The 14,857-nt window shown below is 24.9% G+C and carries 6 protein-coding genes; 5 read left to right on the forward strand and 1 reads right to left on the reverse strand.

Features of this window, described 5'->3' with window-relative positions; translation table 4 throughout:
• Positions 1-3: 3 nt before the first annotated feature.
• Complete coding sequence (locus SFLOR_RS00580; protein ID WP_100916169.1) at positions 4-699, reverse strand: potassium channel family protein; 696 nt, start codon at positions 697-699, stop codon at positions 4-6.
• Positions 700-789: 90 nt separating this feature from the next.
• Between SFLOR_RS00580 and SFLOR_RS00585 the strand changes: the two genes are divergently transcribed.
• The 5 genes from SFLOR_RS00585 to SFLOR_RS00610 all read left to right on the forward strand — a co-directional run bounded on the left by SFLOR_RS00585 (position 790) and on the right by SFLOR_RS00610 (position 14,781).
• Complete coding sequence (locus SFLOR_RS00585; protein ID WP_100916170.1) at positions 790-2,436, forward strand: TrkH family potassium uptake protein; 1,647 nt, start codon at positions 790-792, stop codon at positions 2,434-2,436.
• Between the two features lie 134 nt (positions 2,437-2,570).
• A complete protein-coding gene (locus SFLOR_RS00590) occupies positions 2,571-5,330 on the forward strand; it encodes a cation-translocating P-type ATPase (RefSeq protein WP_100916171.1) in 2,760 nt (919 codons plus the stop codon).
• A gap of 83 nt (positions 5,331-5,413) precedes the next feature.
• Positions 5,414-7,237 (forward strand): ABC transporter ATP-binding protein, encoded by a 1,824-nt coding sequence (locus SFLOR_RS00595; protein ID WP_100916172.1) that lies wholly within the window; start codon positions 5,414-5,416, stop codon positions 7,235-7,237.
• A 968-nt stretch (positions 7,238-8,205) separates the two neighbouring features.
• A complete protein-coding gene (locus tag SFLOR_RS00605; RefSeq protein WP_100916174.1) occupies positions 8,206-10,476 on the forward strand; it encodes a hypothetical protein in 2,271 nt (756 codons plus the stop codon).
• 69 nt (positions 10,477-10,545) lie between these two features.
• Entirely contained in the window at positions 10,546-14,781 is a 4,236-nt protein-coding gene (locus SFLOR_RS00610) for an ABC transporter permease (RefSeq protein ID WP_157806909.1), read from the forward strand.
• The last annotated feature ends 76 nt before the right edge of the window (positions 14,782-14,857 follow it).

Below are 14,857 nucleotides of genomic sequence, written 5' to 3' on the forward strand. Positions count from 1 at the left end.
TTTTTATTCTTCAGCTTCTTGTTCACCTCTAATTTTTAGAACTAAATCATTTACTATATTATTTTTTGCATATACTCCAAGAATATCTCCTTCTTTTAAAATTGTATATTCATCTGGAAGTAAAGTTTTACCATTTCTTTTTATTTGAATAATATTGAAGTCTTTATTAGAGCTTAAGCCAGCATCAAAAATTGATTTATCAATAACTTCTTCTTCTTTTACTGTAATACTTGTAAATACATATTCATTATCAATTGATTGAACTTCACTTTCAATGTCAAACAATGATTTTGTAGCAACCATTTTACCTGTTATAACATCAGGAATAATAACTTTATCTTCTTCTAAACCAAGAGCAAGCAAAATTCTTTTATGTCTTTCATCTCTTGCTTTAACTATAATATTTTCAACACCTAAATCTAAAAGATTTAAAACTGTTAAAATACTTGATTCCATATTTCCACCAAAACAAACAATAACTCCATCATATTGAGCAATACCATTTTTTTCTAAGGCATTTTTATTTGTAGCATCTAACACTATACCTTCAACAGATTCAAATTCATTAATATGTAAATTTAGTTTTTCTTCATCATAGTCAAATATTTTAATTAATTGTTTTTTTTCATCAAGTGTTTGAGCAACTGATAAACCAAAGTAATTTGCACCAAATATAGCAAAACTTTTTTTTCTAGCCATACGAGCACCAACTTTCTAACTCTTTAAATTATACAACTCTTTTGAGGTTTAATGTATAATTTAATGTAGATTTGAAAGAGGTAGTTTTTTGTGAAAAATTCTTTAAGCACAGAGCAAGAAAATAGTAAAAAAAATAAAAAAGCTAAAGAACCAAAAAAACAAAATGAAAAGTTTTTTTATAAATTAAAAAACTGATGACCTTTTTCTCGTGTTAGTGGAAGGATCATTATAGCATATGCACTTGCTATTATAATTGGAGGTTTTTTACTTTCAATTCCTGGAGTTGTAAAGGATTCAAATAACTATTGAAACTTTATTACTGGAATGTTTACTGCATCAAGTGCAATATCAGATACTGGTATTACAATTGTACAAACAAATACAGGATATTCATTTATTGGGCAATTATTAATTATTATTATGTGTCAAATTGGAGGTATTGGTATACTGACAATTAAAATATCACTTTTAGTTATGATTGGGAGAAAAATATCTCTGGATGATCAAAATATAGCCTCATCAGAAAGAGGTAACAATAGTTTATCAAATACAGTGGAAATGATTAAAGATGCATTTATTTTTTTAATTGGTTTAGAAATAGTTGGGTCAATTATTCTATTTTTTGGATTTTACTTTACTCCAATTGATATTAATAATTTAGATGTATCAAAAGATTCTATTACAAATGCTTATAATGATTTTGGAAAATCTCTTTGAGCAGCTATTTTTCACTCTATAAGTGCTACAAATAATGCAGGATTTGATATTGTAAGTGGAACTTCACTTGTTCCGTACAATCAAGCAGGTTCAGCTGGATATTTAATACAAGTGACTTTTTTATTTCAATGAGTTATTGGAGGTTTGGGTTATCCAACTTATCATGATATTAAGAAAAAAATTAAAGCAAGAAAACAAGGAAAAACTGTTAAATTCTCTCTATTTACTAAATTAAATTTTATAACATATATAACACTATTTATATTAGGCCCAATATTGGTTTTTTTAACTGAATGATTAACTGTAGAAAATAGTAAAATTCTATTAGATGGTGTAGAGCAAAAGTATACTAAAATGATGGATGGGGGACAAGTTGTTGAAGTAAAAAAATGAATACCAACTGGTTGAAAACCTACAAATGTTTGAATAATGGACTTAATTTTTAATGTCTCTTCTACAAGAAATGCTGGTTTTGCAACAGTTGATGTTAATAACTTTACTGCTGGAAGTAAATTCATATTATCCATTTGAATGTTTATAGGAGCTGCTCCTTCCTCAACAGCAGGAGGAATTAGAACAACTACTTTTGCAATATGTATTTTAGCTATTTTCTCAATTATAAGAAATAAAAAGTCAGTAGAAGCTTTTAAAAGAAAAATTCCAGATGAAACTGTAAAAAGATCATTTGCTGTAGTATTTATTTCATTCTTTATTGTTATTACAAGTATTTTTGTAGTTTATTTAGATAGTAATAAAATGCTATATGGAACTGACACTACTGAACATACAGAAGCAACTATTATTAAACTGATAATGTATGTATGTAGTGCTTTTGGAACGGTTGGGTTTCAACCATTTCCAAATGAACAAATAATTCAGTTGGGTGTTTTAAGCAAAATTATGCTAGTTCTTACAATGTTTATAGGACAATTAGGTATTTCAAATACATTACTTGCTTTTGTAAAACCTAAAAATAAACAGAATTATGGATATTTGGAAGAAGAAGTTACTATAGGATAAAATTATCTCAAAAAATTGAGGAATCCATTCATTTTTAACATTTATAAATGTTATATAACCAAAAAAAGTTTGACTTTTAAATTTAAAGTTGTATGATAAGGTGGTTAAGATTTTAAATCTTTTGAGGTGTCAAAATGAATATAAATGAAAATAAAAATGAGTTATCAGATGTAAAAACTGATAACGTATCTTTAAATCAAGAATGATATAAACTTTCAAATAAAAAAATATGCAATATTTTTGAAGTTAATCCTGAAACTGGATTGAGTAATAAAGAAGCTAAAAATAGATTAGAAAAATATGGTCGAAATATTCTTCCTAAAAGTAAAAAAACTAACTGATTTAAAATTTTTCTATTGAGTTTTTTAGATCCGTTAAGTTTAATTATGATTTTATCTGGATTGGTTTCTGGATTGGTTTCTATTATTTCACAAAAAATTGAAGTAGTTGATATAACAGGTTTAGTTATTATTTTAGTTATAGTTTTAACTAACTCTATTATTGCAACTATTCAAGAAGTTAAATCATTAAATCAAGTAGCACATTTAAATGAAAATAAACAAACTGCAATTGTTTTAAGAAGTTCAAAAAAAACTGAAATAGATATTGAAGAATTAGTTCCAGGTGACATAATCTTTGTAAACTCTGGAGGTTTTGTTCCTGCAGATACAAGAATTTTAGACAATCAGTTACTAAAAATTGATGAATCTGCTTTAACTGGTGAAAATGAACCTGTTAAAAAAATCTCTGATTCTATCAAAGAAAAAAATTTGATGTTGGGAGATCAAAAAAATATTGCATTTATGTCAACATTAGTTATTGAAGGAAAAATGATGGGTGTTATTTTTGGAACAGGGCAAGAATCTGAAATTGGTAAAATTGCTACAAAAATTACAGGTCATAAACCTGAAAAAACTCCACTTGAAAGAAAAGTAACTCGTTTAACAACAATAATAGGTTTAACTTCAATAGTTCTAGGACTTATATTATTCTTAATTTCTTACTTCTTGTCAGATAGAATTCATGATGTACAACCTGGTAAAGCAGATATTAAAAATCTTCTTCTTATTGCAGTTTCTTCTGCTATTTCTTTAATTCCTGAATCATTAACAATTATTGTCAAAATTTGTTTAATGGTTGCTACAAAAAAAATGGCAAGAAAAAATGTTATTATTAAAAATCCAAAATCAATTGAAACATTAGGAAATGTTAATGTTATTTGTTCAGATAAAACAGGAACATTAACACAAAACAAAATGACAGTTGATAAAATCTTTTTAGATTTTAAAGAAGATGATTATAATAACTTTGATAAAACAAAATATAATGATCTAATTAACTGTATTACTTTATGTAGTGATGCAATTGTGGAAAAAGAAAAAATTGGTAGTGCCACTGAAATCGCAACTATTGAATTTGTTAAGAAATTTAATATTAATTATAAAAGCATTAGAAAAAATAACGAAAGATTGGATGAAATTCCATTTGATTCAAAAAGAAAATTAATGACAACAGTTAATAACGTTGATGGCAGAAAAATGGTTTATGTTAAAGGTGCTGTTGATTATCTTTTAGATATTTGTACTAATAAATTAATAGATGGAAAAGTAACTCCTTTAACACAAGAAGAAAAAACCAAAATTAATGAACAATTATATAGTTTTGCTAAAAGAGGGTTAAGAGTTTTAGGTTTTTCTCAAAAAGATATAACTGAAGAAAAACAACGTTATGAAAATAATTTAACTTTCCTAGGTTGTGTAGCTATTATTGATCCACCAAGAGAAGAAGTTAAAGCATCAATTGAAGAAGCAAAATCTGGGGGAATTCGTGTAATTATGATTACAGGAGATCACAAAATTACTGCTTTTGAAATTGCTACAAGATTAGGTATTACAGATGAAAACTTTGATGGTGTTTTAACAGGACAAGATATTAATGAATTATCTAATGAACAATTAAAAGAGAGACTTCAAAGAACAAATGTTTTTGCAAGAGTTAATCCAGAGCATAAAGCACTTATTGTTGATTTACTTCAAGAAGATAACAACATTGTTGCTATGACAGGAGATGGAGTAAATGATTCACCAAGTTTAGTAAAAGCAGATGTTGGTATTTCTATGGGAATAACAGGAACTGAAGTTGCAAAAGGTGTAAGTGATGTAATATTAGCAGATGATAATTTTAAAAGTATTATTTCTGGGGTTAATTCAGGGAGAAATGTTTATGAAAAAATTAAGTACTCAATTTCTTTTTTAATTGCAGCAAATATAAGTCAAATTTTAACTTTATTATTAATATTGGCAATTAACCAAGATATTGCTTTAAATTCAGTAAATATATTATTCCATATATTTATTATTGAAACAATTGTTGCTGTTCCAATCGGAATGCAAAAAGAAAGAAGAGGTGTTATGAAAAATCCACCTCCAACTCATAAAAAAGAAAGTTTATTAAAGGGAATAAGAAGTCAAATTATTATAACTACTTTATTTAATACTTTGTTTGCAGTATTAAATTATGAAATAGCTGTTTGATGATTCAATGATGATTTTCAAACTGCTGCAAAATTTGGTAAAACTGGAGTTTATATAGCAATTATGTTCTCTCCAATATTTTATTCAATTCTTTATAATAATTTCTTTTTACCTATTAAATCAACAAGACAAAATAAAGATGTAGATAAATATAGACCAAATAAATGATTATTAATATTAATGCTTGTAGCATTTGTTTTTACTACATTAACATTAATACCAATTGAGAAAGTCAATACGTTCTTTGACTTTACAACTGTTGGATTAAATCCTTGATTAGCATTAATATTCTTTATTAACTCATTATTACCAACTGTATGTATTTATGGAACTTATAAATTATTACTTAAATTAATTTAATAATTACAAAGGGTACCTTTTTGGGTACCTTTTTGTTTATAAAAATATATAATTTTTACTAGAATAAAAAGTAGAGGAGAAATATGGAAAATATAGAAATAGAAGTTGGTAAGGGAAAGTTTTTTAAAACTTTGGCCTACTATTTTGCAAAAGAATGAAAATTATCATTAGCTATGTTATTTTTATGCTTAATGTTTGTTGTATTGCATTTGTCATTGCCGATATTAACTTATCAAATGACTCTTGCAATAACAAGTGATAAAAGTGGTTCTAAAGAACCAGTAAAAAACATAATAACAGATCTTTGAACTGATGATTGGGGAATGTTAATTTATTTATCAATTGGTATTGTTATCTTATATTGTATACTTTCTTTTATTTATGACTATTTAGCATATATTATGGGTCGTAAAATTGAAATAAGTCTAAGAAATAGAGCTCTTGAAAACTTAGTAAGACAAGACATCTCTTATTATTCAGATAAAAAAATTGGAGAGATTTTAACTAAAATAGTTTCTGATACACAAATAGTTGGTGATCAAGCAGTTCAAGTACCTTTACAATTTGGTTTATCATTTTTTGAAATTATTGGTGCAGCTATTTTAATGTATATTTTAAGCTGACAGTTAGCATCAGTAACTGTTGTTACTTTTGCAATAATAATGTTCTTAATGATGTTTTGTTTTTATGCAACTAGAAATAAAGTTGTAAAAGTAAGAGAAAGCATTACAGAAATTAATGGAAATGTAACAGATAGAATTGCTACAGTAAGACTTATTAAATCATCAGGTACAGAAAATTATGAAACTGAAAGATTTAATGAAGTACACAAAGATTTTTACAAAAAGTCTAAAAAAGTGGGTACAAGATTAGCACTTATGTTAACAACAATGTGAGGTGGAACATTTGTTCTACAGTTTGCAACTGTAATTGCAACTATGTTAATTTATGGAAATCAAGGAGCAGGATCAGATTTCTTAAAAAATAGATTTGCAGCTTACAATTTAGCACAAGGACTTATGATAGGGCCATTATTTAATGTTATGGCTGCTCTATTTGGTTTAGCTCAGGCTTCAGTTGTAGCTCAAAGAGTTGATGATACAATTAAGGCTAAATCAATATTAAATTCTCATTATTGAGATGGAGAAATTGTAGATTCAATAAAAGGAGATATCTTATTTAAAGGTGTAGAATTTGAATATCCTGAAAAACCAGGAAAAATTATTCTTCCAAAATTTGACTTCAAATTTGAAGAGGGAAAATCTTATGCTTTTGTTGGGGAAACTGGAAGTGGTAAATCAACAATTGCAAAATTATTGTTAAGATTCTATGATCCTTCAAAAGGAGATGTAATTATTAATGGTAATACAAATTTAAAAGATGTTAAATTATCTAGTTACTTACAACATGTCGGATATGTTGAACAAGATCCTCAAATTCTTTATGGTGATGTTTTTGAAAATGTTAAATATGGTTCTTTTAATGCAACAAATGAAGAAGTTATTGAAGCATGTAAAAAAGCAGAACTGCATGAACTTGTTATGACATGACCTGGTCAATATGAAACTATTTTAGGAGAAAGAGGTTTCCTACTAAGTGGTGGACAAAAACAAAGATTAATTATTGCAAGAATGTTTCTAAAAAATCCAGAGGTTCTAATACTTGATGAAGCAACAAGTGCTTTAGATAATATTGTGGAAAAAGAAATCCAAGCTAAATTAGATTTATTGATGAAGGGTAGAACTACAGTGACTATAGCTCACAGATTAAGTACTATTAAAAATGCTGATGAAATTATAGTTTTAGGTGGAAATGGTAAAGGAATAGTTCAAAGAGGTAAATTTAATGAACTAAAATCTCAAGATGGTCATTTTAAAAGACTTTATCAAGCAGGTTTAATTGATTAACAATCATAAAATATAGAACATTTAATATATATTTTGTAAAGCAATTTACACTTAAAAAATATATTTTGAATGTTTTTTATTTTACTAAAAATTTTTTATGTGTAAATTAGTATGCTTTTTTTTTTTTTTTTAATATACAATAAAAAAAAGTGGGATAAATATGAGAAATAGTAAATTAAATATAAATTGAATAGTGATTTTTTTATTATTTTTTTTAACTTTACCTATCCAAAAAATTTTATATAATAAGAGAGCTATATTAATAACTTCACTAATAATTAATCTTTGATTAATAATATTTACTTTATATTTTGTAACAAATTTTATTATTAAAATTTTTAAATATACTGAAGAATATAAATTTGAAATATCGAGAAAAAATATATTTAATATGAGTAATTTAAATAATAATTTTAGATTTTTTATTTCTCTATTTGTTATTTTTCTTCTTTTCTTTTTATGTGCAGTTTTTACATATAATTCAATTCAAAAAACTAATGTTGCCTATGAAGAGATGTCTTGATGAAGAGCTTATAGATTTTATAAATATATTAATTTTTCTTATATAAATAAAATTTTCATAATGTTTATTGTGGCTTTAAATGCCTTTCTAGTTTTTTTAATTTGTTATGTTTTTATGTGTTTTTTAATATACACAATAATTAAAACTGCTATTATCTCAAACAAAAATTTTATAAATATAATTTATAAAAACTCAGTAAAGTTAAATTTGATTTTAAAAAGTATTTTTGAAAAAATCAAAATTAAAAAAATTAAAAAAATACTGAACATAAATTATTGAGATAAGGTTTTAGCCTCAATAATAATTTTAGAAACGGATAAATTAAGAGTTCATAAAATGGAAACTGATCCACCAGATCGATCATTATATTTTTAAAAGTAGAATAATTAAATTGACATTTTATTGTTTTTTTAGGTACTTAGCAATTAAGGAGAGAAAAAATAAAATGAAAAAGTTATTAAATGTACTTGCTGTAATGGTTTTAGTTGGTTCATCTGCTACAGTTGTTGCTTGTGGAACAAAAAAAAGTGGAAATGATAATAATGAAAAACCTAATACTAATGAATTACAAAAAGAAATGCTTCAAGGAGCAGAATTTATATCAAGATTAATTATTGGGGGAAGACATGAAAATTTAAATTATAATATTAATGAAATACTTTCAATGTTTTTAACACCTTCACCATCAGCTATGAATATGCCTATTTCATATAAAAATGGAGATAAAAACATAAATTTAGGAACAAATATAAGTAGATTTAAAAATTACTTAGCACCTTCTTTAACTAATTATAATAGTGAAAATTATGCAGGAATGTTTGCAAGCTATATTATGGGTATGTACGACAATGATTTTTATGAAAGTATGATTAATACTGGAGAAGATGGTGCATACTATTTTAATGATACATTTTCTACAACTGGTAACCAAGGTTACAATAAGAAAAATGGAAATAATGCAATGGGATATGCAGCAGGTTTAGGAAAGGACATTAATTTATCTGATAATGAAGAAAGAAGGAATTTAGCTTGAGGAATACAAGATACAGGAGCACTTTCAAACTACTTATTAAATTTAGGATTTGATGGAGCAAATCCAACAGATACAAATGGTACTTCTTCACCTAAAAGTAGTGCTACAGAAAAAGTTGGTACTAATGGTTCAGGATATGCTTGATATAATTCTATATTAATGAAAGGATCAGCAACAAGAAGTAAAGATTATAGTGGTATTAAAATAGCTCAAAGTAAATTAAAAGATCAACAATTTCAAGCAGCTAATGCTGATAAAAAATCAAAAATAAATGGTAAAGAATTTAACTCAACTGGAGGATTAATAACAAAAGTTGCTGGAGAACAAAATATTAATGGTTACATAAGTTTATTTGGGTCAATGCTAGATAATATTTCAGATACTAAAAATGGAGCATTAGTACTTTCAGAATTTATGAATACTTTATTTCCTATGATTAATACAAAAAAATCAGGATTAGGAGCAATTGGGAATTCTAATAATGTTTCACAAGCTGTTGGTTTAACAATGACAAGTGGTGTTTGAAAGGGAATAAAAAATTTGGAAGAGAATTCTTTAATAACTAGCGAAGCTTTAAAAACAAAAATAAAAAGTTTAGATAAAGCTCCTACATATTCTTTTCTTGGAATGGATATTCCAAAATTAAGTAGTTTATATAAAGATGCAAAAAGAGATAAGGATAAGAGATCTACCAATGCAAAAGATATTGTGGAAATAATAGATGAGTTAATAAAAGTTTATCAAGAAAGTTCTAATAAAAAAGAGTTTAATGAGCAGTTTTTCTGAGGAGAAAATGCACCATTTAAAGAAGCTTATTCAAAAATTATGGAGTATACTGGTCATGATAATTGAAAAGAAACAATGATAGGTCAAAATGATGATGGAGGTATTAATCTTCTTAAATTGGCTCAAAGTTTTTATAAAATGTTAACAGAAGATAAAACTATAAGTCAATTTGAATTAATTATTGAAACTTTTAAAGATTCTGAGACTTTTAGAGATCTTTCTACATCTGAAAAAAATAAATTTTTAAAATTAATAGGATGAACTGAAAAGGGATATGAAGAAGATTCATTAGCAGGTAGAATCTATAAAGGTTTTACTAATGAAGAAAATACAGGTCAAAAAGACTTTAAAAGATTTTTTGCTGGTTTTAAAGATTATGTAGCAAAAGCTATGAAAGAGGTACATGATCCTGTATTAAAATACCTAGTTGAGGATGACTATTGAAAAGTTAATGATTTCAAAATAAATACTACAAGTAATACTCAATTAGGGGGAAAAATGGAATTCACACTTGACTATAAAGGTATTGGTGATGTAACTTCAACAGCAAGTGAACAAACAGAAAAAGTTACAGTAGGAAAAAAATTTAATCCATATCAAACAATTGCTAAAAACCAAGAAGATAAATGAACAGATAATTTAAAAGAAAAATTGGATCCAGAAAAAGTCCAAAACTCAGGAAAAATTTTAGGATATGGAGAAAATGGACCTATAAAAAATGAACAAGACTTAATTAAATATGATGGACTTGGAAATTATCAAGATTACAATAATGTTCAAAACTCTTATAAAATAATTTGAGAAAATATCTCAAAAAACTCTGAATCACCTTATTGAGTAATTACATCTGTTAAATGTTTTAATAAAAACGGACAAGAATTCTATAATATTTATTAATAATTAATGCTTTTATTTAAAAACGGTTTAAGAAAATTACTAAAAGACTATGTCCAATTTGGAATTTATTTGATACTAATAACAATTTCTGTTGTTTTTACTTCAACTTTTGGTATTGTTTCTTCAAATCTTGTTAAAAAAAATAATGAAATAAATAGAAATTATGAAAAGTTTGACTATTCATTTAGATACACATCAAGTGCTTATAAATCTAATGATACTCAAACTTTTACTCCGTGATTTGCATTTAACATAGAACTAATAGAAAATCAAAAAGGTAATTATTTTCCGACCTTAACATTTGGTGAAAAGGGAGTATTGAAAAATTATATTTTCACTGAAGGTTGTGAGAAAAATGAAACTCAGTGTTATGAAAGCTCATATATAAAAGATGGTAATAAAGAATTTATAAATTTCCACTTTGGTGATGTAGAGTCAAAATTGAGCAGTGATAAAACTAAACCATATATTCCAAATTCTGAAAAAGCAGTTTTAAATTATACCACTGAACAAAAAATAGATATTGTAAGAAAAGCTGAGTTTGGAGATCTTTTTAGATTTAATTTGGATTCAGAAAATTTTAAAAACTCATTAATTGGTAAATTATATGAGAAATATAATAGTTTTAGAGACGAGAAATTATCTAAAGAGGGTGAAAAAACAGCTTTAGATATATTTAACTATATGTTTTATTTAAACAACTCTGCTATAACTGACTCAATAAAATTAGATTTATTAGATTTTATGAAAACTAATAATAATCCAGAAGATTATTTTAAAAATAAGACTTTAGGAGAGATTGATCAAAGCGGAAATTATAGATTTACGAAAAATCCAATAAAAGTTGATGGTAAGAAAGCTTGAAATAATGAAGAGGTTAATCTTTTCTCAAACAATGCAAGTTTCTATATAAATAAATTTGATAATAAAAATATTTTTTATACAAAATTAAATAACAATGGTTATATTATTTCAGATAATCATTTAATACATAGAAATTGATTTTCTACATACTTTAATTTATTAGGAGATTTAACTAATTTTAAAATTAGATCTTCAAATGAAGCAGTTAAATGAGATTCAGAGGGGAAAAAATATAGATATATATCTTCTTTTTACAATACAAGTGTGATAGGTTCTGATAAAAAAGAAACTCACTTTTATAATGAAGATATATTAAAAATTTATACAAGAACATATAATGAAAATAGTTTAACAGAAAACTCATTTTTAACATCAAGTGGATATGCAAAATATCATGATATGGAGTTAGGAAAAACTTATAATATTTTTCCTGGCTCTGATAAAAAATATGTAATGGATGGAACTGCTGTTGATTCATTAAACATATATCCTACAATTTATGAAGAAGATTTACTAACAAATCAAGAAAATGAAGCTATTTATTATATTAGTAGCACAATTTTTAGTAAACAGTTTAATCAAGAGGGAGAAGAGAAAAGCTATCAAGATGTTAGTAGAACTTATTTAACTTATAATAAAAAACCAAAAAAACATAAAAAGCATATAAATGAAATGAAAGAAGATATAAATTTATTTCAAACATATTTTGCAGATAATGTTTCTAATTTAAATAAAGTAAGAGATAGTATTACTTCAACTAACAAATCAGAAAAATTATCAAGAGCTAAATTCCAAGCTTATGCAGAAACAAAATTACTAAACATGAGAAATAGTTTATTTTTTGGAGTGGTTAGGTTTTTTCTATACTTGGCAATAATATTTTGTATTATATTTGCTCTATCTCTTTGTTTTGTAGTTTATAATATTTTTAAAAAAATTCTTATTTCACAAAGAAGTCAGATAGGAAATTTAAAATCTTTGGGTGTATCAAATTCTAAAATTATATTTAACTATATTTTATATATGACCTTTCCAATAATTTTTTTAGTACCTATTGGCTGAGCAATAAGTTTGTTTTTACAAACTTCTCTTATGAATATTTTTGAGAGATATTTTAATATTTCTTCAACTTTTTCAATTAATTGGCAGTTATTATTAATTGAATTATTAGCTTTTATAGGTATTATTTCTTTATTAGTTTTTGTTACGAGTTACTTTACTGTAAAACAAAGTCCTTTGGTACTGTTACAACCAAGTAAAAGTCATAAACCTAATTTAGTAATTTCTAAATTCTTTTCAAAAATAAAAATAAATCATTTTACTTCAAAATTAAGATTAATAATTATATCTTCTGCTGTAAAAGATTTAACAATATTCTTTTTAATACTTTTCTTTTCAAGCTCTGTAATAACAGCAGCTTCATTAGCTCCACATACATTGAAAAACATGAAAAATGAGTACTATAGAAATATTAAATATAATAATGATTTTAATTACTCTGGAATTGTTGTAAATAACCCATTAACAAGATATTCTTTTTATCAAATGGATGAAAAGAATAAAGCTAAAAGTAATTTAAACGCCTCTGTATTTAATCCCTTAATTGGAGTAGATAATAAATACAAAGATTTATATGATTACAACTATTGAAATTCAGATCAAATTAAAAAGGCCGAGTTTAGAAAGAATTTTGAAAATATAGTTTATAACAATATTTTAACTTTTAAAGGTGGAACTCTTTCAACAGGTATTATGGATCAAATGGTAGAGATATCTAATAAGATTGATAACTCATCATCGAAATTAGTTCAAACAACTTTTAATAACTTTTCTTGTACAGTAATTCCTCAATTATTTGGTCAATCACCTATAACAGAAGAGTCAAATTATAATAGTTGTATTAAAAGTACATCTAATAATATCTTGCCTTCAACTATAAAAGAGCTTTGAGATAAAGATGATAACGAGTTTAAAAACTTTACATTTAATTTCTCAAATATCTCTGTTGATAAAGATAAAGATGAAATGTATACAAGATTTAACTCTAAAGTTGATAATTTAAAAAATACTCCAGTTACTATTTATGGTTTAAATTTGGATTCAAATTTAAATAATGTAATTATTAAAAATAAAAATAAAATTAAATATGATGAGTCTTTAGAGTATATTCCAGTGTTAATTAATAAAAAAACTGTTTTAGAAGGTATAAAAATTGGAGATGAATTCAATTTAAATACACCATCTCAGTTTTTATCAACAGTGGATCAAAATAATCAACTAAATGTTTTAAATTCAGATTCATGAAAATATCAAAATGATAATTTATATTCAATGGATTTAAGTAGATTTACATATTTGAGTGATCAAAGAAATAACTTATATTTTAAAAAATCAGATAATGAATATTCAAAATATTATAATATGGCAAATATAGAACTTCATATTAGAAAAAGTTTAATGGATGATAATGCTTTATTTGAAAAAGTAAATCAAGAATACAAAGAGTATTCAAATAAACAAAATATTTTTACTGAAAGCAGTGATAAACAATCTTATGTAGTTAAACCCTTTGATATTTATACTTATGAAAAGGATGGAATAACTCAAAAAGAAATAGGTTTAGAAACATTAATGATGGGAGGAACAAATAATTGATTTAATATAGCTTTAAAAAATGGACTATTAACAAATAAACTTGTAGATTTAAAAGGCTATAAAAAAATAAAAGTCGTTGGTATTGAGCAATTATATGATGGCAATAAATTATATATGGATCAATTGTATGCAAATAAATTAATGGGTATTAATGAAAGTTTTGATATAAGAAAAAACTTTGAAAATGGTTCATCAATTAGCATATGAAGTAATGCAAAAATGAGTAATAATATTCAAAATGCAGATCAAATGCAAAGACTAATATTAAATACTTTCAATGGGAATAATGCTACATTAGGATTTGATAAGTATATGGATCAAGCGATAGGTTCTGCAGATTACATCAATATTAAAAAAATAGCAATGAATAATTTGATTACTTCTATTGTATCTCTTTCTGTTATATTTATTTCACTTTCGCTGATAACAGCTATTATAATTATTTATTTAATTACAGATATGTTTGTTGGAAGATATAAAAGATTTATGAGTTATATGAGAATTCAAGGATATTCTATGAAAGAAATTAATTCAATAATGCTATGAATCTTTTTACCTATAACTATTCTTGCAGTTGTAATAGGAATACTTACTATTTTAAGTCAAATATTCTTAATAATACCTAAAGTATTATTGTCTATAAATATAGCTGTTCCAATGATTATTGGTTGAGAAGTTATTCCAATTGTATTAGTATCAGGAGTTCTAATATTTTTATTAGGATATATTGTAGTTATGTTATCTATTAAACGTACTAAACTCTCATCTTTAATTGGAAATGAGTAGTTTTAAGAAGGCATTTTTTTCAAAAATCACACTTAATAATGTGGTTTTTTTTGTTTTTTTTCAAAAAAATAAAAAA

Origin of the sequence: Spiroplasma floricola 23-6, assembly GCF_002813555.1 — a bacterium.
GTDB lineage: Bacteria > Bacillota_I > Bacilli_A > Mycoplasmatales > Mycoplasmataceae > Spiroplasma_A > Spiroplasma_A floricola.